Here is a 21097-nt window from a genome sequence, read left to right on the forward strand (position 1 = left end):
AGCTGTTCCAGCAGGACCGCGCCGGTCACGACGACCGGCGCACTTATTTTTGTTCGCGGTGCGCGCAGGCAGGCGCGTCGCGAGCCGTTCATCAGGGGTTGTAGCCAGTCATGTCACGTCTCAAGGTTCTTTACGGTTTTCATGCGGTGACCGCACGTATGCGGCACGACGCGTCCACGGTCGAAGATATTTACTACGACACGTCGCGGCGCGATCGCCGCATGCAGGAATTCCTGCACGCCGCGAAAGAAGCGGGCGTGCGCATCATTGCCGCCGACGAGACGCGCCTCTGGGGCCTCGCGCACACCGAGCGCCATCAGGGCGTGGTGGCGCGCGTGCACGACATGCCGCTCGCGCAGAACCTCGCGGAACTGCTCGACGGCATTCAGGGCTCGCCGCTGCTGCTGGTGCTCGACGGCGTGACCGATCCGCATAACCTCGGCGCGTGTCTGCGCGTGGCCGACGCCGCCGGCGCGCACGCCGTGATCGCGCCGCGCGACCGCGCCGTGGGCCTGAACGCCACGGCCGCGAAAGTCGCGAGCGGCGCCGCCGATACGGTGCCGTACATCACCGTCACGAACCTGGCGCGCGCGCTGCGCGAGCTCAAGGACGCGGGCGTGTGGATCATCGGCACGGCCGGCGACGCGCCCACGGGCCTTTATCAGACCAAGCTCGACGGTCCCGTCGCGCTGGTGATGGGCGCCGAAGGCGAGGGCATGCGCCGTCTCACGCGCGAAACCTGCGACGAAGTCATGCAGATTCCGATGGCCGGCACGGTCGAGAGCCTGAACGTCTCGGTGGCGTCGGGCGTCTGCCTGTTCGAAGCCGTGCGCCAGCGCGCGGCGGCGCGCTGATCGCGCATCACGACTCCCCCGCGCCTGGATTCTGATCGACGCAGCATGACACTCTTGGGTTTTACCCGGCGATTTGCCCGGCATGGCGCGCCGTTCGCCGCGCTCGGCGCGGTGCTGGCGCTTGCCGCCTGCGCGCCCGCCACGATGGTCGACCGCGGCGGCTACGTCGCGGATACGCAATATCACGCGCGCAGCGCCGATTCGCGCATCCGCTTCCTCGTGCTGCACTACACGGAAGGCGACGAGCCGACCTCGCTCGAGGAACTCACGCGCGAGAACGTGAGCGCGCATTACCTCGTGCCCGAGCATCCGCCGCTGCGCGACGGCAAGCCCGTCGTGCTGCAGCTCGTGCCCGAAACGCAGCGCGCCTGGCATGCCGGCGTGAGCGAGTGGCAGGGCACGACCGAGCTGAATGCGGCCTCGATCGGCATCGAAAACGTCAATTCCGGACCGCACGATACGCCCGCCGGGCGCACGTGGGCGCCCTGGCCGCCCGATCAGGTGGCGGCGATCATCGCGCTCTCGAAGGACATCGTCACGCGTTACGGCATTCCGCCGACGCGCGTGGTGGGGCACAGCGACATCGCGCCCCAGCGCAAGATCGATCCGGGCGCGGCGTTCCCGTGGAAGCAGCTTTACGACGCGGGCGTGGGCGCCTGGCCCGACGACGCGACCGTGCAGGCGGATCTGGCGGGCCGTGCGCCGAATGCGCCCGCCGACGTGCGCGGCCTGCAGTTGAAGCTCGCGCGCTACGGCTACGCGGTGGCCACCGACGGCGTGCTCGACGAACCTACGCGCCGCGTGTTCGCCGCCTTCCAGATGCACTTCCGGCCCAGCGACTATTCCGGCACGCCCGACGCGCAAACCGACGCGATCGCCCAGGCGCTGCTCGACAAATACGTCGATAAAACCGCGCCGGCGCTGCCCGGCACGACCGAAACGGCGCCCTGACGCCGGCGGCGACGCGTGCCGTACGCCGTTTCGGCGCGCGGCACGACGGTCCGCACGACGGCCCGAATCCGGCGCTTCTTCGCCGATTGCCGCCGATAACCGCCGATCCCCGCAGGTCCAGGTCCGCAACTCCGGTAAACTAGGCGTTTTCCGCGTTTTTCTTTCCTCGGGCAGTTCCCCATCATGACTCAAGACGAACTCAAACAACTGGTCGGCCAGGCCGCGGCCGACTATGTCAACGCGAACGTGCCGGAAGGCGCCATCATCGGCGTCGGCACCGGCTCGACCGCGAACTGTTTCATCGACGCACTGGCCGCCAGCAAGGGCCGCTATCGCGGCGCGGTGTCCAGTTCGGTGGCCACCACCGCGCGCCTCGAAGCGCAGGGCTTCAAGATCTTCGACCTGAACGACATCGAATCGCTGCCCGTTTACGTGGACGGCGCGGACGAGATCGACGCGTCGGGCGCGATGATCAAGGGCGGCGGCGGGGCGCTCACGCGCGAGAAGATCGTGGCGTCGGTGTCGGAAGTGTTCGTCTGTATCGCCGATGCGAGCAAGCTCGTGGACGTGCTCGGCCAGTTCCCGCTGCCGATCGAAGTCGTGCCGATGGCGCGCACGGCCATTGGCCGCCGCGTGACGGCGCTCGGCGGCGTGCCGGTGTTGCGTGTGAAGCAAGACGGTTCGCCTTTCATCACCGACAACGGCAACGAGATTCTCGACGTGAAGGGGCTGCGCATCAGCGATCCGCGCACGCTCGAAGCGCATGTGAATGCATGGCCGGGCGTGGTGACCGTCGGTCTGTTCGCGTCGCGCGGCGCCGACCTGTGCCTGCTGGGCGGCGCGCAAGGCGTCGAGCGCATCGAGTACCGCAAGGCTTGATCGCGATGTCCGGCTGATCGTCTGGATCGGCCGGCAGGGCGGTGGCGAGGCGTCAGTCACGCCGCCGTCCGCAAGATGTGGTTTTAGCGGTTCCGGCGGAGCGAAGTGTGCGTCATCTACGTCGACAGGCGTCGATACGCTTCGATTGATTCGGCATCCTGATAAATATGAGAACAGCGGATGCGCGAACGTTGTGCCGTCAACATGCGGGCAAAAAACATGCGGGGAAAAAGGCGAAACGCGCCGTCCCGGGCACGTTTCGCTCAATCCTTCGGTTCACGAGAACCGCGCGCGGCCCGCGCCGCGCGCCCTTCGTCACTCCACCGTTTCGGCCTGATGCAGACGCGGCAGCAGGCGGTCGAACTCGCGGCGCACGAGTCCGTAGCACTCGCACGCGCGGCCTTCGAGGCCCTTGCGGTCGAGGATGCGGATACGACCGCGGCTATGGTGGATCAGGCCTTCGTCGTGCAGCTTGCCGGCCGCTTCCGTGATGCCTTCGCGACGCACGCCGAGCATATCGGCGATCAGTTGCTGCGTGACCGAGAGGTCGTTCGACGCCACGCGATCGACTTCGATCAGCAGCCAGCGGCACAGCTGCTTGCTGAGCGAGTGATGGCGATTGCAGGCAGCGGTTTGCGCGACCTGCGTGAGCAGCGCGTGCATGTACAGCAACATCAGGCGGCGCAGGAAGTCCGAACGCGCGAATTGCTGCTTGAGGCTTTGCGCGCTCATGCGGTAGGCGAAGCCCGCGCACTGCACCTGCACGCGGTTCGGCATGGTTTCGCCGCCCGTGAGGACCGGCACGCCGGTCATGCCTTCGCGGCCGACAGCGGCGATTTCCACGGAGCTGCCGTCTTCCATCGTCGAGAGCATCGAGATGATGGCCGTGGTCGGAAAGTACACGTGATGAATGCGCTGGCCGGAGTCACAGAGCAATTGTTCGGTGCGCAGATGAACGAGTTCGAGATGCGGTGCGAGAGCTTGCCATTCGTGCGACGGCAGGGCGCCGAGCAGGTGATTGCCGTGCAGGTCTGATTGAAGGGTCAACATGATTTGGTCCTCGTGCGAAGCGGCTTTCGTCGCCCCATGTTTTTTCGTTCCGGCTGTCGAGCATGTTGTGTTTGCCGCTTCCCGTAGCGGCTCTGCGTTCGGCTTGCCGGCCCCATAGTCCCGAGTCGTTCGCGAGATCGTTGTCTGCGATACGCCTGTGTGGCGTACCTCTCAAAGCAGGGTGTGTGCCAGATGACCCCGAATCGTTCAGGCGCGTGGCTTTGCGGGCGATGCAATGCAAGAACGGGGGCATAAAAAGGGTTTTTTGTTTCAATTCTGTACGACGCCCACGCACGCGCCTCAAGCAGTCCGCGCATTTTATATCGACGCAAGTCATTGAATTTATTGGAATATTTGCACTCTCCGCAGGGGGTGCGAAAAATGACTCCATGCTGAAACATGCGCGCAGCGAAAAAGGGGGCGCGGCATCTGGGCGCAGGCAAAAGTGTGCGGATTTGATTCATTCGTGTTGCACCGCGAGGGCTGCGCGAGGAAACGTTCGGTCCTGAAACATGACCCGCGTAACGCTGCGTCACGTTACGTGGGCTAGCGCACATAAGCGCCTGGCACGCTGTGTGAGGCTCGCAATGTCTGCCATCTTTCTTCGTTCACTCATGACACGGACGCGCGGTTGCATACGCAACGGCCTGACTGCCTCACGCGATACACGGCGATTGCATCGCCGGGTCATCAGCGCGCGATCAGTGTGGGTATGCGTACAGAATCGTCCGATGCGCTTTGTTCCAATGGAATCCGAAAACGGGGGTGCGAGGTGCACCCATAACCAGAGTTAACGGACGTATCGGAACAACCGAAGCATTCGGAACGGGGAGCTTCTCGCATGAACCAGATCGTGACGCCGGCCGGCGTGATCGCCGCGGCCAATGAACCCGAAGTCGCGCTCGTCGTCCAGCCGGTGGTGCTGGCGGGCGGATCGGGCACGCGGCTGTGGCCGCTTTCTCGCGAGCACTGCCCCAAGCAGCTGATCGACCTGCTTGACGGCGAGTCCCTGCTCGAAGCGACCGTGCGCCGCCTCGACGGCCTCTATGCGCGCGCGGGCAGCAGCGTGCGCAAGGCCGCGCCGCTCGTGGTCAGCAGCGAAGAGTTGCGCCACATGACCGCCGACCGACTTGGCCGCAGCGGCATGGCCGCGCGCGTCGTGTTCGAACCGGTCGCGCGCAATACGGCGCCGGCTTTGACCGTCGCGGCGCTGGCCGCGCACGCGACCCATGCCGCTCACGCCGCCAGCGCGGCGGCGACCGGCGCGGACGGTTCCATCAGCGACAGCGATCCGATTCTCATCGCCATGCCCGCCGATCATCTGATCGCCGACCGCAACGCATTCGCCACCGCGCTCGAAGAGGCCGTGACCTACGCGGCGCGCGGCGCGATCGTCACGCTCGGTGTACCGCCGACGCGCGCGGAAACCGGCTACGGCTATATCGGCGCGGGCGCGGCGCTGGGTGCGGGCGGCGCGCGCAAGATCGAGCGCTTCGTCGAAAAGCCCAGCGCGGACGTGGCCGAAGGCTACGTCGCGTCCGGCGATTACTGGTGGAACAGCGGCATCTTCGTCGTGCGCGCCTCGGTCTGGCTCTCGGCGATCGCGCATTGCCGTCCCGAGATCTCCGTGCATTGCGCGCAAGCCTTCGAGCGCGCGGCCGTCGACGCCGACGGCGCGGTGCATCTCGATGCGGCGACGCTCGCCGCCTGTCCGTCCGATTCGATCGACTACGCGGTGATGGAATCCATCGGCGCCGACGCGCGTCTCGCGGGCGTGGTCGTGCCGCTCGTCGCCGGCTGGTCGGACGTGGGCGCGTGGGACGCCGTCTGGCAGGTCTCGCAGAAAGACGCGGCGGGCAACGTCGCGCGCGGCCGCGTGCTGTTCGAAGACTCGACCGAAACCTTCGCGCATTCGGACGGCCGGCTGGTCGCCTGCGTGGGCGTGCACGGCGTGGTGGTCGTGGAGACCGCCGACGCGGTGCTGGTGGCGGCCAAGGATCGCGTGCAGAACGTCAAGGCGATCGTCGGCAAGCTCAAGGCGCAGCGCGGCGAGGAAGCACAGCACCATCGGCGCGTGGAGCGTCCGTGGGGCTGCTACGACTCGATCGATCGCGGCGAGCGCTTCCAGGTAAAGCGCATCGTCGTGAAGCCGGGCGGCGTGCTGTCACTGCAGATGCATCACCACCGCGCGGAGCACTGGGTGGTCGTGCGCGGCACGGCGCGCGTCACGCGCGGCGACGAGGTGTTCCTGCTCTCGGAAAACGAATCGACCTACATCCCGCTCGGCGTGAAGCACCGACTCGAAAATCCGGGCAAGACGCCGCTCGAAATCATCGAGGTGCAGTCGGGCGGCTATCTCGGCGAAGACGACATCGTGCGCTTCGACGATCAGTACGGCCGCGCGCCGGCGCTGGTCACGCGTAGCTGAAATCGACGGGCGGACACCACTCACGTTGAGCAAAGTGCATCACGAAGGGCTCATGAATGAAGCAAGCCTGAAGACCGCGGCGGCGCTCATCGCTGCATATGCACAGACGAGCGCCGCGTTGCGGTCCCACAAACGAAAAAAAACGCTGCACGTATAAGCGAGTGCTTCATACAGACGACAGACGAAACGACGACGAATAACTTCAAAACAAAACAATCGGGCAACCGAAGGGCCAATTGCTTGTGCTTTCGAGTTCTGGATCGAATAGGGCGTGAAACGTATGCCTTTCATGTCAGGAAATATCCTGGCTGGCGAGATATGCAATACGCATGGCAACGTACGCTTGAGTTCGACGCAGCTTGAGGGCCCGCGCAGTAACCGGCAAACAGGGCGATAACGCCGCATCGGGGGGAGGGGTCATGGAACTGGGAAACAAAGAACGATCGCTGGTGAGCAAGGTCATGGATGGCCTGATCTCGGGCATAGTCGAGGAACGTTACGGCGCGATTCTGCCGCCACAGGACGTGTTGTCGAAAGAGTTCGACGTAAGCCGCACCGTCATGCGCGAAGCGCTGTCGATGCTGCTCGCGCGACACATGCTCGACGTGCGTCCGAAGATCGGCACACGCATACGGCCGATGCGCGACTGGCGCATGATCGACGAGGACGTGGTGAGCTGGCGCTTTCGCGCGAAGCCCGACAAGACGTTCTTGCGCGACGTGATCGAGTTCCGCGCGCTGATCGAGCCCGCGGCCTGTGCGCTGGCCGCCGAACGCGCGAGCGCCGCCGATCTCGCGGGCATACGCGACGCCTATGAAGCGCTCAGTCAGACGAGTCCTGGCGACGCGGGCTGCCAGGCCGCCGACACGTTACTGCACACGCGCATACTCGCGGCGAGCGGCAATCAGTTCTATCAGCAGATGGCGGCGATCATTCGCGGCGCGCTGTCACTCGTGAATCCGATCGTCAGCGAACGTGACGGCGGCTGGGCGAACATCGTCGCCGGACATGGACGCGTGGTCGACGCGATCGAGCGGCGCGCGCCGCAGGAAGCGCAGGCCGCGGCCGCCGCGATGATCGAATTCACCGCCGACGAGCTGCATCATGCGCTGACTCAGGAAGCGATCGAGCAGCCGCGCTGAACGCGGCCGTTTGACGATCCGCTTCGTCTCGAACCCGGCCCCGCATCGCGCGGCCGGGTTCCGCGTTTTCCCGAGTCTTCCCGCCTTTTTCCCGTGCGTGACATGCAAGGCGCGTCGATTTGCTCTCGCACGCGCGAGCCGGTATCGTCCTGAGCTTTGAGCGCGCGATATATCGACGCAGCGTTTGAGCGACAGAACGAGAGAGGGCGACGCATGAGCGAGATTCAGACGATCCGTTGGGGCATCGTGGGCGCGGGCCGCATTGCGCGGCGCTTTGCGCAGGGCGTGGAGCACGTGCGCGACGCACGTGTGAGCGCGGTATGGTCGCGACGCGCGGCGCCCGCCGACGCGCTCGCCGGCGAGTTCGGCGCAACGGCTTGCGAGAGCTTCGAGGCCTTGCTCGCGAGCGGCATCGACGCGGTCTATATCGCGACCATGCAGGACAGCCACGCGCACTACGCGATTGCCGCGCTCGAAGCCGGTGTGCCGGTGCTCTGCGAGAAACCCGCCACCGTGAACGTCACGCAGCTCGAGCGCGTGCTCGACGCCGCGCGCGCGTCCGGACGTCTCTTCATGGAGGCGATGAAGCCGCCGTTCTATCCGCTGTATCGCGCCTTGCGCGCGCATCTGGAAGCGGATCCGATCGGTCCTGTCGGCCTCGTGCGCGCGGGCTGCTCGGTGGCTAACGTGCCCGCCGATCATCCGTCGTTCTCGTTCGAGCACGCAGGCGGCGCGCTGCTCGACATCGGCGTGTACGAGATGTTTCTCGCCGTGGACTGGCTCGGCGCGCCGCGCGAGGTGCAGACTTTCGGGCGGCTCGGCGCGACCGGCGTGGACACTTTCGCGAGCCTGAATTGCCAGCACGAAAACGGCATCGCGCAGCTTTTTTGCGGACTCGATCTGCACGGATACGGCGACGCGCTGCTGGCGGGTCCGCTCGGCAACGTGACGATCCACGCGAACTGGTGGAATCCGGTGCGCGCGACCATTCGTTACGTGGATGGCCGCGTGGCGGAGCTGGACGAGCCCTTCGACGGCGGCGGCCTCAACTACGAGACCGCACACTTCTGCGAGCTGTTGCGCGAGGGCGCGCTGGAGAGTCCGATCATGCCGCACGAAACGTCGCGGCGCATGATCGCGATGGCCGATTCGGCGCGCGCGGCGCTCGGCCTGAAGTTCGCCTGCGAGTGACGAGAATACGGAGGCAGTTGCGCCGCGCCGCGTGACGTGCGCGGCGCGTGCGTGTAGCGATTCCTCAGTGCCGCGAAGGCAGCGCGAGGCGCTTTTCGTACCAGTGCTGGACCCATTCGAGGATCTGGCACAGCACCCAGTACACCGCGGCGGCGGCGAGATAGAGCGGCAGCGGCTGATAGGTCGAGGCGATGATTTCCTGCGCGCTGCGCAGCAGCTCCGTCACCGTGATCACCGACACGAGCGAGGTGTCCTTGATCAGGCTGATGAGGCTGTTCGAGAGGCTCGGCACGGCAATGCGCAGCGCCTGCGGCGCGATCACGTAGCGCAGCGTCTGGCGGCGCGAGAGGCCGAGACTGTAGGCCGCGAGCCATTGGCCGTGATGAATGCCGAGAATCGCGCCGCGCATGCTCTCCGAGAGATACGCCGCCACGTTCGCGGAGAGTGCGATCACGCCGGCCGGCGTCGGATCGAGCGAAATGCCGATGCTTGGCAATCCGTAGTAAATCACGAAGATCTGCACGAGCAGCGGGGTGCCGCGCATGATGCTCACGTACACGCGCGCGATCACGGGAAACGCGCGGTTCGTGCTGATGCCCATGAGCGCGAGCACGGCGCCGCCGATGAGGCCGAAGATCATCGACAGGATGGCGAACTTGATCGTCAGCACCGCGCCCTGCGCGAGCACCGGCAGCGACTGGATGATGAGCGTGTAGATGGGCATGGGGAAAACGCGCGCGAGACGCGGGTTAGGGGCGCGAGGAGCGCCGTGAAATAACAAGGGGCGGCATCGTGCGATGCCGCCCCGCGCGCATCACCTGACGCACGATACCCGCGCGGCGAGCCGCACGTCGGGCACGTTGCGCGAGGCGCCGGACGCCGTTACTTCGTGACCGGCTTGGTCACGTCGATGCCGAACCATTTGTCGGAGATCTTCGCGAAAGTGCCGTCGGCTTCGAGTTGCGTCATCGCGTCGTCGATCGCCTTGGCGAACTTCGGATTGCCCTTCTTGAACGGAATGCCCGACGGGTTGCCGTCACCGACGATCGAACCCGTGCGCAGCGGCAGCTGCGAGTTCTTCAGCAGGTAGGCGAGCATCAGACGGTCGTTGAGCGCCGCGTCCAGACGGCCGGCGGCCAGGTCGCGCAGATACTCGGGCGCGCCCGGATAGGTCTTCACGTCGATGCCCGGCACCGACTTGGCCATGTCCATGTAGTTCGTGCCCAGACCGACGCCGAGCTTCTTGCCCTTGAGGTCGTCGAGCGACTTGAACTGGCGCGTGTCGTCCTTGCGCTGGATGAGCTGCGCCGCCGAGTACGTGTACGCCGGCGAGAAGTCGAGCACGGCCTTGCGCTGGTCGGTGATGCCGACCTGGTTGACGATCACGTCGAACTTGCCTGCCTGCAGGCCGGCGATGATGCCGCTCCACTCGGTCGTGACGAACTCGGGCTTGAGGCCCATCTTCACGGCCACGGCGCGCGCGATGTCGACGTCGTAGCCGACCAGCTCGCCGTTGGGCGCCTTCGAGTTGAACGGCGGGAAGGTGCCTTCGAGGCCGATGCGCAGCGTGCCGCGCGCCTTCGCCTGGTCGAGCAGGTCCTCGGCGTGGGCGCTCGCCGCGACGAACGAAACACCGACGAGAGCGACGGCAAGGAGCTTCTTCAGCAAGGATGCTTTCATTGTTTTCCTCTTGTTTTGCTGCGATGTGGCGGCTCTCCCGGCGCTGGATGGCGCGCCTGATGAGGCGATCGGGAGGGCTGCCGCTTTCAGGCCCGGCGACGCCTCCGAAGCGCCGCGCATGGCCGGAAATACTGAGTCAGAAACTATAGCCTCAGGCGCGGCCCGAGGCCAGCGCCCGCGCGCATTCGGCGACGAGCGCCGGACCGCGATAGATGAAGCCCGTGTAGACCTGCACGAGCGCGGCGCCCGCGGCGATCTTCGCACGCGCGTCCTCGCCCGAGAAAATGCCGCCCACGCCGATGATCGGCACCTGCTCGCCGAGTTCGGCGCGCAGCTTGCGGATCACCTCGTTCGACGCGTCGAACACCGGGCGGCCCGACAGACCGCCGGTCTCGGCGGCGTTCGGCAGGCCTTCGACGGCCGCGCGCGAGAGCGTGGTGTTGGTGGCGATCACGCCTTCGATCTTGTGGCGCAGCAGCGTGTCGGCGATTTCCTTGACCTGTTCGTCGTCGAGATCGGGGGCGATCTTGAGCGCGAGCGGCACGAGCTTGCCGTGCATGTCGGCCAGACGCTGCTGCTTGTCCTTGAGCGCCGCGAGCAGGGCGTCGAGTTCGCCGCCGCCTTGCAGCTGACGCAGGTTCTTCGTGTTCGGCGACGAAATATTGATCGTCACGTAGCTCGCGAACGGATAGACGCGTTCGAGGCAGAACAGGTAGTCGTCGGCGGCGCGCTCGATCGGCGTATCGGCGTTCTTGCCGATGTTCAGGCCGAGAATGCCGCGATAACGCGCGGCCTGCACGTTCTTCACGAACTGCTCGACGCCGTGGTTATTGAAACCCATCCGGTTGATGATGCCGCCCGCCTCGGGCAGACGGAAAATGCGCGGACGCGGATTGCCCGGCTGCGGACGCGGCGTGACCGTGCCCACCTCGATGAAACCGAAGCCCAGCGCGGCGAATCCGTCGATGGCGGCGCCTTCCTTGTCGAGGCCCGCGGCGAGGCCCACCGGGTTGCGGAACGTGAGGCCCATCACCGTGCGCGGCGAATCCGGGACGCGCGGCGCAAGCAGGCCGGCCATGCCGGTGCGGCCCGCGGCGCCGATCATGCGCAGCGAGAGATGGTGGGCGTCTTCGGCGTCCATGCGGAAGAGCTGGTCGCGAACGAACGGATAAAGGGTACTGAACACGGGAGGAAGGCGCGCGCGCCGGAAAATGGGAACCCGCTATTTTAGCGAGAAAGCCGGGCGAGGGAGGCGGCTGAACGGGCGCATGGCGCGCGTGGCGGCGAAAACGCGCGCGCGAGGCCGCGCGATGGCCGTCTCCTAACGCTCGGGTACCGGATCGAGCGCGCGCCAGACGCCGTCGAAAAGCCCTTCGAGCGGCTGAAAACGCGCCTTGTACGCCATCTTGGGACTTTCGCGAATCCAGTAGCCGAGATAGACGTAAGGCAGTTGAAGGCTGCGCGCCTGCTCGATCTGCCAGAGGATGTTGTAGGTGCCGTAGCTCGCGTGCGGATCGTCGGGCTCGAAGAACGTATAGACCGACGAGAGCCCGTCACCGAGGATGTCGATCATGCTGACCATGCGCAGCGTGCCGGGCTCGTCGGGCTGTTGCGGATCGGGCTCGCGAAACTCGACGAGGCGCGAGTTGATCCGGCTTTGCAGCAGGAACTGCTCGTACTGGTCGCGGCTGTCGCGGTCCATGCCGCCGCCCGCGTGGCGCGCCGACTGGTAGCGCATATAGAGCGCGTAATGCGCTTCGTCGTAATGCAGCGGCGCGACGGTCGCGACGAGCGCGCCGTGTTGTTTCCAGGTGCGCCGCTGCGTGCGGCGCGGCGTGAAGCGCTCGACCGGCACGCGCACCGGTACGCAGGCGCGGCAACCGTCGCAATAGGGCCGATAGGTGAAGACGCCCGAGCGGCGAAAGCCCGCTTTCACGAGATCGGTGTAGACGTCGGAGTTGATCAGGTGGCTCGGCGTGGCGACTTGCGAGCGCGCGATGCGCCCCTCCAGATAACTGCAGGGGTAAGGCGCCGTTGCATAGAATTGCAGCGCGGAAAGCGGTGAAAGCGGCAGCTCGTTGGGATGCGTCACGTTGGCAGCTCTCGTAGCGGTTCGGATCGTCGCGGATCGGCGTGATTGCCGCGCGCGGGCGCAGAGGAGGCGCAGGACGCCGGATTGCCGTGCCGGGCGCGCCGCAGAGCCGCGCAGCGTCTCGTTCTGCGGGCCGCGGGGGCGACGTGTTCTGCTTGCATACTAACATCGACGCCAGGCGGGAATCCATCGAATTGCGCGGCGTTGTGCGAGGCGCACCGCTTGTCCGCTTGCTTGTCCCCTTGCGTGTCTGGCATGCGCGAAAAGAGGGCGCGGAGCGGTCTCAGACGGCCGGAACGGTGGACTCGGGCGCGCTGCGATGGCCGGTCCAGTCGGCGAGGACCTGCTTGTCGAAATGCCAGCCGATGGACGGTGCGCTCACGGTCGCGCGCACGTGCGCGAGGAAGCTCTTGCGCGCGATTTCATGGCCGCCGAGCGAGGCGAGATGCGCGGTGTTCTGCTGGCAGTCGATCAGCGCGACGCCGCTGCGGCGCAGATGCGCGACGAGCGCCGCGAGCGCGATTTTCGAGGCGTCGGTCATGGCGGCGAACATCGACTCGCCGAAGAACATCGTGCCGAGCGACACGCCGTACAGACCGCCCACGCGGCGGCCCTCGAACCAGGTTTCGACGCTATGCGCGTCGCCGATCCGGTGCAGCGTGGAATAGGCGTCGATCACGTCGTTGGTGATCCAGGTGCCGCGCTGGCCATGACGCGGCGCGCTGGCGCAGGCGCGCATCACGGCGGCGAAATCGTCGTCGACGCGGACTTCCCATGCCGGATCGCGCAACACGCGCTTGAGGGTTTTCTTGAACGACGGCGAGACCTTGAAGTCGTCCGGACGCAGGATCATGCGCGGGTCCGGGCTCCACCAGAGCACCGGCTGGCCGTCGGAATACCACGGAAAAATGCCGTGCCGATAGGCGTCGACGAGCCGCGAGGGCAGCAGGTCGGCGCTCGCGGCGAGCAGGCCCGGCGCGCCGCTCGACGCGCCAAGGGCGCGCTCGACGGGCGGAAACGGTTCGTCGGGCGAAAGCCAGGGCACCATGGCCGCGGGCTCAGCCGTCGCGCAGCGAGCGCAGGACGTCGCCGGTGTGCAGGCCGTAGCTGCCCGACTGGCGATCGGCGAAGAAAAAGCGCAGGGTCTGGCCGACCGTCGGGAAGGCGATATCGTCCCAGGGAATTTCGTGCTCTTCGAAGAGGCGGACTTCGAGGCTTTCCTCGCCCGCCGCGATATCGAGATCGAGCAGACGCGCGAGATAGAACAGGTGCACCTGATGCACGCGCGGCACGTTCAGCAGCGAAAAGAGGCTCTGCACCTCCACGCGCGCGCCGGCTTCCTCGAGCGTTTCGCGCGAGGCGGCCTCGGCGGTCGTCTCGCCCATCTCCATGAAACCCGCGGGCAGCGTCCAGTAGCCGTAGCGCGGCTCGATCGCGCGGCGGCACAGCAGCACCTTGTCTTCCCAAACGGGAACGGTGCCCACCACGTTGCGCGGATTCTGATAGTGGATAGTGCCGCAGTGCGAGCAGACGTAGCGTTCGCGGTTGTCGCCGGGCGGAACGAGCAGGCTGACCGCCTGACCGCAAGTCGAGCAGAATTTCATGGGCACGATAGGGGGATGGGTGATGCGAGTGTATCACCGCCGCGTGCGATGACGGGGGCTCGGGAGGGATAGGTGCCCCTGTCCGTGCCTAACGCTTTGCCTCCATCCTGGACGCGCGGAGCCGGAAAACCTTGCCGTCGAACATGTAGTAATACGTGCCATGTTCCGCGCGCTCGTTGCGGCTTCCGCGTACGACGAGCAGGCAGCTGTCGGCGCGGAAAGCAAGCGGTTCGGTGACGTCGAGGGGCCAGTCCGAAACATTGAACGGCAACGACGTCACCCGGCCGCTCCGGGTATCGATGGCTGCCGCCATCACACAGCCCGCGCCGCATCCCCATTGCACGAGGATGTACCGGCCCGCGAAGTTGACGGGGCCGCGTGAGGCTTGCGCGATCACGGTGCGATATGGGCGCGAGATCGAATCAAAAGACAGGCGCGCCGCGCCATGCCTCGCCTGCACCGCCGCTGCACATTCTGCGTAGGCCGGGGGCTGCTGCGAGTGCGCGACGCTGGAAACCAGCAATAGCAAAGACAGCGCGGAGGGCGGAAGACGTTTGCGCATGGCTCAGTACCAGTGATGAGACCGCCAGAACGCGCGAGCGTGGCGAGCCGAGTGATAGCGCCCGTAAATGTAGCGGATGCCGCCCTGACATTCCTCAACGGCGTCACCGAAAGAGTTTGCGCCGCGCGGGTTCAGTTCGTATTGAGCCTGGAGAAGTTGAAACAGGCCGCGCGCCGTCGATGCACCGTTTCTCGCGTCGACAATGCCGCCCGATTCCTGGGCCATGATCCAGAGTAAATCGTCGAAGTCCGACAGCGAAACGCCTTCGCGGTCCACGGCTTCGCGCAATGCGATTCGCGAGGGAAGCGGAATCGATTCGGTCGATTTTTCGATCCAGCCTGGCTTTTTCGATTTCACCGGACGGTGTGAGTGGATGTGCGTGCGAGGCATTCAGGCAACTCCTTGAGGTACGGAGTCGCGAACCTGACACGATCGCGTTTCGCACGATCTGTGCGTCATCAAAGCTTGATGAGGTGCCGCCGCGCTTGAACTGTCTATGTGCGTTTCACGCGTTGAAAAACAAAAAAGGGTTACACGCCGATCCGTTCTGATCCGACCCCACTAAGTTGGACAGTTAAATCCTAAGCGCCCGGGGGGCGGTATTGCACGGTACTCAGCCCGTTGAGTTTCAGCTTGATGCGCTCGTGGTTGTAGTAGTGGATATATCGCTCGAGTTCGTCACGCAACTGCTCGACAGAGGTGAATCTGTTCAGCCTGAAGCGCTCCGATTTGAGCGTACCGAAGAAGCTCTCCATCTCTGCATTGTCGAGGCAGTTGCCCTTGCGCGATCTGCGCTACGACGAGCGCACCGCTCGTGTGGCGCAGCGTGTGGAACGAGAATGGCGCGATGCGCTACTGCGCGACGCATGGGGCATCTATATTGAGGACCGCCACGCGAAGCGGTCCCAACGGCACTATCTGGACCATCAACGCATGGCCGAGGCTGGCGGGCTGCAAGGCAGCGATTGGCAAGCGCACGATTTTGCGGGCGTGCTCGCCCGCTGATTGGGCTGCGGCGGTCGGACCTGTCGCGCCAAGTACTCGACGGCGTGCTCAAGACCGCGACCGCGGTGCGACCGACCAAAACGCGCCAGGCGTATTCCGCGCTCAGTACGTTCTTCAACTGGTGCCATACAGGCGACTGGTTCCTGCTGACATGCATCCCCTCCGTCTCCCCCGCGAACGCCTGCCGAAGAAGCAGGCGAAGAACGACTGTTTGCAGCGCGAGCAGTTAAAGTCGTGGTTCGCCGCCGTTGGTGCGATCACGACCCAGACAATTGCCGATTATCTTCAGGTGCTGCTGATCCCCAGCGCGCGCCGTGAAGAAATCGCCGTGATGAAATGGACCGGTGTCGATTTCGACTGGAACAGCCTGAGGTTCGGGGACAAGGTGGAGGACGAACGCACGATTCTGCTGATGCCCTACGTCAGGGCGTTGCTGCAGTCATTGAAGTCACTCCAGAAGACCATCGAACCGCCGCCGGCGGCGCAGGATGGCGGCGCGTGGCGAGACCTGGGAGCCGCCAGAGAGGGTGTTTGCGAGCAGCCGCGCGGAGGACAGCAGACTTGCCGAGCCGCGCATCGCGCACAACAAGATCCTCTACGCGGCGAACCTGACTCACGTCAGTCTGCATGGTTTGCGCCGCTCGTTCGGTACTCTCTCCGAAGAGGGCGAATGCCCGGTCGGCGTGGTGGCACAGATTCCGGGGGCAAAAGCCGAACGCGATTGACCGTTATGCCGACGCCAAGGTTATCCCGTCGCAAGTTTGCGGGGAAGGTAGCTGCCCGGATAGGCTTGTTTGCCGTGACATCGAGGAAAGCCGGTTGCCTCTGCTGCCGGACAATTCCGTCGATTTGGCCGCTTGCACGCACTGCCTGGCGCAAGGGTAATGCCAATGCGCGGTGCGTTGGCGACCGGTGTGAATGAGCGACACGTTTCGAGTGGGAACACAACGCCGCAAGTGAGGACAGACAACCTGGAAACACGGACAGGGGCGTGCAACGTACGAACGTGCACCCAGCGTGTTGCGTGGCAGCGCAGGCCGTCAAAGGCCGCGCCCGTCATCGACGCTGAACCCGGCGAACCATCACCCGGTTTCACCTTCATCTGAGTGGGTTCACCCACGCATACGCTCCGCCGCGTATGGCGCGTGTTAGTTTGAAATCAAAAGAATCAAACTGACCCCCGGTTATTCCTGGCGAACACATTGCCGAGGTAACGCCGCGCCCGGCGCGCACGGTCAGCCTGACGCTATCAGGAGTCCAGATATATGTCGGAGCGCATGACTTTCCCTTCGTTCGCATGCATTTCAGAATTTTCTGATTGGCGGAGCGCGTTAGCGGGCAGAAAGTCACCGGTCGCGCGCGATGGAGCTGCGCGCGTCCATGCATCCCCGGTAATAACGATCACAAGAAAGGATCTGGTCTCATGCATTGCCCGCAGTCCGCGCAGTCTGTCCTGCATCACTGTCTCCCCCATGTCATGCACCAGCCGGGAGACTTCCCGGCATGCTGAACTTCGGCCTGAAACGCACGCTGACTGCTTCCTGCCCCGCCTTTCCCACCCTCTACGACGGCGAACCCGCACTGTTGCCCAGTGCGCTCCACGGTGAGGAACGGCTTTCGACGGTTTGCGCCTACACGCTCTCGCTGACTACCGCGCTGGAAATGCCCAGTACCGACGCTGCCAGCATCGACCTGAAGTCGCTGATCGGCATTGAAATTACAGTCACGATACAGTTGGAGGGGATGGGCAGCAACCTCGGCGCGGTGAACATCGGCGCGGGCGAGCGCGAGATTTCCGGGATCATCACCGAGGCGCGCTTCGTTGGGCAACTCAACCGCCAGTGTCGCTACGAGGTGGTGTTCCAGCCGTGGCTGGCTTTACTCGACAAGACCTCGGATTACCGCATTTTCCAGCGCAAGACCGTCATCGAGATCGTTAGGGAAGTGCTCGACAAGTACATGTACTCGTACGACTTCCGCACGGGCGGCACGTACGAGGCGCTGGACTTTCAGGTGCAGTACGGCGAGACCGACCTCGGTGTCATCCAGCGCCTGGCCGCCGAACACGGCATCTACTGGTTTGTCGAGCACAGCGGCACGTTTCACCGCATCGTGTTCGTGGATCACCTGGGCGGTCACGGCCCGGTGGAGAGCGTGGCCTACCAGACGCTCGAATATCACGAGCCGGACCAGAAGATCGACCTCGAATACATCGACCGCTTCGAGCCGGAACAGCGCATCACGACGGGCGTGCATACAACCGGCGACTACGATTTCAAGAAGCCGCACGCGAAGCTCAGGGTGCAGGCCGAACTCGAACAGGATACGGCACACAACATGCTGGAGCGCCGCGAGTGGCCGGGCGACTTCACCGACAGCGGCACGGGCGACGGTATCGCCCGCGTACGCGCCGCGGAGCTACGTGCGCCGGGTGAGCGCGCGAGCGGGCACGGCAACCTGCGCGATGTCGAGTGCGGCACCACGTTCACGCTGGCGAACTGCCCGAAGCCTGACGCCAACCAGGAATATCTGGTGCTGTGGGCAAAGCTCGTTGTCGAGGAAACCGGCGAGTCGAGCGGCAGCGGGGCTGAATATCGTGTCGAGGTGGACTTCGAGGTGCAGCCCGCCACCGTCATGTTCCGCCCCGACCGCAGCCTGTGGCCGAAGCCGCGCACGAACGGTCCGCAGACTGCAGTGGTCACCGGCCCTGAGGGGCGCGAAATATGGACCGACCAGTACGGCCGGGTGAAGCTCAAGTTCCATTGGGATCACGCCGGGCCGTCTGACCACAATTCATCGTGCTGGGTGCGGGTGTCGTATCCGTGGGCGGGCGCGAACTACGGCGGCATCCACATTCCGCGGATCGGCACGGAAGTGATCGTGGACTTCGAGGGCGGCGACCCGGACCGCCCGATCGTGGTCGGGCGGCTCTACAACGCCGCGACCATGCCACCGTGGCAACTGCCCGGCAACGCGACGCAAAGCGGCCTCCTGACGCGCACCTCGCCGGATGGCGGCTATGGCAACGCGAACGCGATCCGCTTCGAGGACAAAAGGGGCGCGGAACAGGTCTGGATTCAGGCCGAACGCAATCTCGATACGGTGGTCGAGCACGACGAGACACACACCGTCGGGCATGACCGCACGAAAACCATCGGTTACGACGAGGCCGATCACATCGGGCGGCACTGGACGCTGACGACGGGCGGCTACAAGTGGGAAACCATTGATCTGGCGGCCGTGCAGAACGTCGGGCTGGGTCAGTTGCTGAATGTCGGCGCGGCGTATGTCGAGAACGTGGGCGGCCTGTACATGCGCAACGTCGGCCTGCAGATGGCGAGCACGGTCGGCATGGATCGCCATGACCGGGTGGTGCAGAACTGGTCGTCGGACGTGGGCCACACGTACACGGTGACGGTTCGCGGCAAGGCGGTGGGCGACGCGGTGCAGAAGGACATGGCGAACCCGTTCGAGGCCACGCCCGCGTTCGTGCCGCAACTGCCCGCGCCGGTCGAGAGCGCGCAGAACAACCAGCTTCAGATTACCGACAGCGGCTACGCGTTGCTGTCGGGCGCGACGCAGTCGCAACTGATCGGCCCCGGTGGCACGATTACGATCGATGAGGCTGGGATCACGCTCGAAGGCACGAGCATCCGGCTGAAGGCGCCCGTCATCAGCATGAGCGGTGGCGGCGCGGGTGGGCTTGCGCCGGTCACCGAAGCGACCTGTGCAGAGTGCGCGAAGCGCCACGCCACGCCCCATCCGGTCGATGTGGCGACGGGCCAGAAGGTGCTCGCGCATCAGGACTTCAGCCTGCCGGGCCGCCTGCCGGTCCGCTGGGCGCGCAGCTACCGCAGCGAGGACCAGCGCGAGGGATTCCTTGGTGTGGCCTGGCGCGTGCCGTACTCGACGGAAATCCGTAGCGACGGCACCCAACTGACCTACTTCGACGTCGATGGTCGCCGCCTGAATTTCCCGCTGCTAGAACCCGGCCAGGAACATTTCCACGTCATCGAGAAATACACGCTCGCGCGCGGCGAGGACAGCGTGGCGGGAGCAACCTATGTCGTGCGCTTTGGCAACGGCGTGGAGGAGCACTATGCGATCCACCCGAGCGATGACGCCCGCTGGCAACTCCAGCGCGTCACCGACCGCGACGGCAACAGGTTGAATCTGGGCTACACGCCGCAGGGCTGGCTGTGCGAGGTGAGCAACAACGTGCATACAGTGCGCTGCGCACTGGATGACATGGGCCGCATGACGGCGGTGTATCTGGTCGGCCACGGCGATCCGCTGCTCGCCAGCTACGCCTACGACAGGAATGGCGATCTGGTCGAGGCGACTGACCGCGCAGGGCGAGTCTGGCGCTACGAGTACCATAACCACCTGCTGACCGGCTACCTCACCCCGGGCGGCGCGATCCACCGTTCCGAATGGGACGGCGACACCCCGCAGGCGCGCGTAACGCGCACCTACGCCTTCGCCGACGACAAGGCCGCCCGCCAGGGGCAACCGGCCATCACGCGCGACACGCACTTCGCGTACCAGCCCGCCAGCAACACCACCCGCGTGACGGACGGCCTGGGCCGTACCACCGAATACCACTATAACGGCCTGTGGGCGGTGGATCGCATTCTGTACCCGGACGGTACGACGCGCCTCACGCACTTCGATGAAACCGGTAGTGTGAGCGGCTACACGGACGAACTCGGGCGCGTCACGCAGATGGTGAACGACGCACAGGGCAATCCCACGACCGTCATAGACGCGGCAGGCAACATCACGCGCATCAGCTATAACGCGCAGAACCTGCCGGTGCAGATCACCGACCCGGCGGGCCAGGTCTGGCAGCGCGCCTATGACGATGCGGGCCACCTCGTCACAGAGACGGACCCGCTGGGCCGCACGACGGCCTACGCCTACGAAAAGGGTCTGCCGGTCACGCGTACCGACGCGTTGGGCAACGTCACGGCGATGCAGTTTAACGACGCCGGACAGGTCACGGCGCGCACGGACTGTTCGGGCCATACGACCACCTACCGTTACGACGGCGAAGGCCGCTTGACATCCGCCCGCGATCCGCTGGGCAACGAAACCTTGCAGCACTGGGACGCGGCACGTAACCGCTTGGGCGGTATCAAGCCCGCAGGCCTGGGTGGCTGGAATGTGACCTACGATGGCGCGGGTCGCGTGACGGCACAGACCGATCCGCTCGACCGTATCACGCGCACGCGGTGGGACGCCTATGACCAGCGTATCGCCGTGACCGATCCGGCTGGCGGCGCGCAGGGCTACCGCTACGACGCCATCGGGCGACTGACGGCCCTCACAAACGCGAACGGCGAATCAACCCGCTTTGAATACGACAGCCGCGACCGGTTGATCGCGCAGACCGGTTTCGATGGCCGTCGGCAGACGTACCGCTACAGCGCGGCGGGCGAGGTCATCGCGCGTACCGATCACGGCATGGACGGGCAGATTACGACCGATATTGCCTATGACGTGCTGGGCCGCCCGGTCGAGCGGCATTCAAGCGACGGCACGCACGCGAGCTACCGCTACGACGCGCGCGGTCTGCTCACGCAGGCGCAGGCCACTACGCCGGGTGGGCGAGGTGAAACGGCGAGCCAGGTCACGTTCGAATACGACGCAGCGGGGC

Annotated in this window: 19 protein-coding genes and 1 pseudogene; 9 read left to right on the plus strand and 11 right to left on the minus strand. The window is 65.4% G+C overall.

The genetic code is table 11. The annotated features are described in order from the left end of the window. Positions 1-110 precede the first annotated feature (110 nt). From rlmB to rpiA, 3 genes are all read left to right on the plus strand, one after another. Positions 111-854, plus strand: a complete 744-nt coding sequence (gene rlmB, locus G3N97_RS11655) for a 23S rRNA (guanosine(2251)-2'-O)-methyltransferase RlmB (protein WP_176079377.1) — start codon at positions 111-113, stop codon at positions 852-854. 45 nt (positions 855-899) lie between these two features. Next, complete coding sequence (locus G3N97_RS11660; RefSeq protein WP_205993352.1) at positions 900-1805, plus strand: N-acetylmuramoyl-L-alanine amidase; 906 nt, start codon at positions 900-902, stop codon at positions 1803-1805. 183 nt (positions 1806-1988) lie between these two features. After that, the gene (gene rpiA, locus G3N97_RS11665; protein ID WP_065063226.1) at positions 1989-2684 is read left to right on the plus strand and encodes a ribose-5-phosphate isomerase RpiA; all 696 of its coding nucleotides are present in this window, start codon (positions 1989-1991) and stop codon (positions 2682-2684) included. Between the two features lie 315 nt (positions 2685-2999). Here rpiA and G3N97_RS11670 read toward each other — a convergent pair whose 3' ends face one another. Next, entirely contained in the window at positions 3000-3734 is a 735-nt protein-coding gene (locus G3N97_RS11670) for a Crp/Fnr family transcriptional regulator (protein ID WP_065063228.1), read from the minus strand. A gap of 841 nt (positions 3735-4575) precedes the next feature. Between G3N97_RS11670 and G3N97_RS11675 the strand changes: the two genes are divergently transcribed. Then, positions 4576-6162 carry a mannose-1-phosphate guanylyltransferase/mannose-6-phosphate isomerase gene (locus G3N97_RS11675; protein ID WP_205993353.1) on the plus strand — a complete coding sequence of 529 codons (1587 nt, stop codon included), beginning with the start codon at positions 4576-4578 and terminating at the stop codon, positions 6160-6162. A 39-nt stretch (positions 6163-6201) separates the two neighbouring features. On the opposite strand, the gene G3N97_RS11680 is transcribed toward G3N97_RS11675, so the two are convergent. After that, the gene (locus G3N97_RS11680) at positions 6202-6453 is read right to left on the minus strand and encodes a hypothetical protein (RefSeq protein WP_205993354.1); all 252 of its coding nucleotides are present in this window, start codon (positions 6451-6453) and stop codon (positions 6202-6204) included. Positions 6454-6581: 128 nt separating this feature from the next. On the opposite strand from G3N97_RS11680, the gene G3N97_RS11685 reads away from it, so the two are divergent. Together G3N97_RS11685 and G3N97_RS11690 are read left to right on the plus strand one after the other, a co-directional pair. Then, positions 6582-7304, plus strand: a complete 723-nt coding sequence (locus G3N97_RS11685) for an FCD domain-containing protein (protein WP_065063232.1) — start codon at positions 6582-6584, stop codon at positions 7302-7304. A gap of 213 nt (positions 7305-7517) precedes the next feature. Then, the gene (locus G3N97_RS11690; RefSeq protein WP_205993355.1) at positions 7518-8495 is read left to right on the plus strand and encodes a Gfo/Idh/MocA family oxidoreductase; all 978 of its coding nucleotides are present in this window, start codon (positions 7518-7520) and stop codon (positions 8493-8495) included. A gap of 64 nt (positions 8496-8559) precedes the next feature. On the opposite strand, the gene G3N97_RS11695 is transcribed toward G3N97_RS11690, so the two are convergent. From G3N97_RS11695 to G3N97_RS11735, 9 genes and pseudogenes are all read right to left on the minus strand, one after another. Next, positions 8560-9219 (minus strand): amino acid ABC transporter permease, encoded by a 660-nt coding sequence (locus tag G3N97_RS11695; protein ID WP_065063236.1) that lies wholly within the window; start codon positions 9217-9219, stop codon positions 8560-8562. A gap of 158 nt (positions 9220-9377) precedes the next feature. Continuing rightward, entirely contained in the window at positions 9378-10175 is a 798-nt protein-coding gene (locus tag G3N97_RS11700) for a cystine ABC transporter substrate-binding protein (protein ID WP_205993356.1), read from the minus strand. Between the two features lie 151 nt (positions 10176-10326). Beyond that, positions 10327-11361 carry a quinone-dependent dihydroorotate dehydrogenase gene (locus G3N97_RS11705; protein WP_065063240.1) on the minus strand — a complete coding sequence of 345 codons (1035 nt, stop codon included), beginning with the start codon at positions 11359-11361 and terminating at the stop codon, positions 10327-10329. A 135-nt stretch (positions 11362-11496) separates the two neighbouring features. Beyond that, positions 11497-12267 (minus strand): arginyltransferase, encoded by a 771-nt coding sequence (locus G3N97_RS11710; RefSeq protein ID WP_065063242.1) that lies wholly within the window; start codon positions 12265-12267, stop codon positions 11497-11499. Between the two features lie 283 nt (positions 12268-12550). Then, positions 12551-13315, minus strand: a complete 765-nt coding sequence (gene aat, locus G3N97_RS11715; RefSeq protein ID WP_205993357.1) for a leucyl/phenylalanyl-tRNA--protein transferase — start codon at positions 13313-13315, stop codon at positions 12551-12553. Between the two features lie 10 nt (positions 13316-13325). After that, complete coding sequence (locus tag G3N97_RS11720) at positions 13326-13871, minus strand: NUDIX hydrolase (protein ID WP_065063246.1); 546 nt, start codon at positions 13869-13871, stop codon at positions 13326-13328. An 88-nt stretch (positions 13872-13959) separates the two neighbouring features. Beyond that, positions 13960-14433: a hypothetical protein gene (locus tag G3N97_RS11725; protein WP_205993358.1), complete on the minus strand. Its 474-nt coding sequence runs from the start codon at positions 14431-14433 to the stop codon at positions 13960-13962. A 3-nt stretch (positions 14434-14436) separates the two neighbouring features. Beyond that, positions 14437-14823: a hypothetical protein gene (locus tag G3N97_RS11730; protein WP_205993359.1), complete on the minus strand. Its 387-nt coding sequence runs from the start codon at positions 14821-14823 to the stop codon at positions 14437-14439. Positions 14824-15014: 191 nt separating this feature from the next. Beyond that, a pseudogene (locus tag G3N97_RS11735) lies at positions 15015-15221 on the minus strand (IS3 family transposase); the annotation flags it as partial. On the opposite strand from G3N97_RS11735, the gene G3N97_RS11740 reads away from it, so the two are divergent. The 3 genes from G3N97_RS11740 to tssI form a co-directional block, all read left to right on the plus strand. Beyond that, positions 15133-15438 (plus strand): hypothetical protein, encoded by a 306-nt coding sequence (locus tag G3N97_RS11740; protein WP_205993360.1) that lies wholly within the window; start codon positions 15133-15135, stop codon positions 15436-15438. The pseudogene G3N97_RS11735 and the gene G3N97_RS11740 overlap by 89 nt on opposite strands. 488 nt (positions 15439-15926) lie before the next feature. Continuing rightward, positions 15927-16163, plus strand: a complete 237-nt coding sequence (locus G3N97_RS11745; RefSeq protein WP_205993361.1) for a hypothetical protein — start codon at positions 15927-15929, stop codon at positions 16161-16163. Positions 16164-16941: 778 nt separating this feature from the next. Next, a partial coding sequence (gene tssI, locus G3N97_RS11750) for a type VI secretion system tip protein TssI/VgrG (protein ID WP_205993362.1) occupies positions 16942-21097 on the plus strand: 4156 nt, incomplete at its 3' end.

It is taken from the genome of Paraburkholderia sp. Ac-20347 (assembly GCF_017104805.1).
GTDB lineage: Bacteria > Pseudomonadota > Gammaproteobacteria > Burkholderiales > Burkholderiaceae > Paraburkholderia > Paraburkholderia tropica.

Bases quoted from the DNA above. Each gene is read 5' to 3' on its own strand.
- G3N97_RS11670 (WP_065063228.1), bottom strand. From the start codon at position 3,734: ATGTTGACCCTTCAATCAGACCTGCACGGCAATCACCTGCTCGGCGCC.
- G3N97_RS11730 (WP_205993359.1), bottom strand. From the start codon at position 14,823: ATGCCTCGCACGCACATCCACTCACACCGTCCGGTGAAATCGAAAAAG.
- G3N97_RS11690 (WP_205993355.1), top strand. From the start codon at position 7,518: ATGAGCGAGATTCAGACGATCCGTTGGGGCATCGTGGGCGCGGGCCGC.
- aat (WP_205993357.1), bottom strand. From the start codon at position 13,315: ATGGTGCCCTGGCTTTCGCCCGACGAACCGTTTCCGCCCGTCGAGCGC.
- rpiA (WP_065063226.1), top strand. From the start codon at position 1,989: ATGACTCAAGACGAACTCAAACAACTGGTCGGCCAGGCCGCGGCCGAC.
- G3N97_RS11695 (WP_065063236.1), bottom strand. From the start codon at position 9,219: ATGCCCATCTACACGCTCATCATCCAGTCGCTGCCGGTGCTCGCGCAG.
- G3N97_RS11745 (WP_205993361.1), top strand. From the start codon at position 15,927: ATGGCGGCGCGTGGCGAGACCTGGGAGCCGCCAGAGAGGGTGTTTGCG.
- G3N97_RS11660 (WP_205993352.1), top strand. From the start codon at position 900: ATGACACTCTTGGGTTTTACCCGGCGATTTGCCCGGCATGGCGCGCCG.
- G3N97_RS11685 (WP_065063232.1), top strand. From the start codon at position 6,582: ATGGAACTGGGAAACAAAGAACGATCGCTGGTGAGCAAGGTCATGGAT.
- G3N97_RS11700 (WP_205993356.1), bottom strand. From the start codon at position 10,175: ATGAAAGCATCCTTGCTGAAGAAGCTCCTTGCCGTCGCTCTCGTCGGT.
- G3N97_RS11720 (WP_065063246.1), bottom strand. From the start codon at position 13,871: ATGAAATTCTGCTCGACTTGCGGTCAGGCGGTCAGCCTGCTCGTTCCG.
- G3N97_RS11725 (WP_205993358.1), bottom strand. From the start codon at position 14,433: ATGCGCAAACGTCTTCCGCCCTCCGCGCTGTCTTTGCTATTGCTGGTT.
- rlmB (WP_176079377.1), top strand. From the start codon at position 111: ATGTCACGTCTCAAGGTTCTTTACGGTTTTCATGCGGTGACCGCACGT.
- G3N97_RS11675 (WP_205993353.1), top strand. From the start codon at position 4,576: ATGAACCAGATCGTGACGCCGGCCGGCGTGATCGCCGCGGCCAATGAA.
- G3N97_RS11680 (WP_205993354.1), bottom strand. From the start codon at position 6,453: ATGAAAGGCATACGTTTCACGCCCTATTCGATCCAGAACTCGAAAGCA.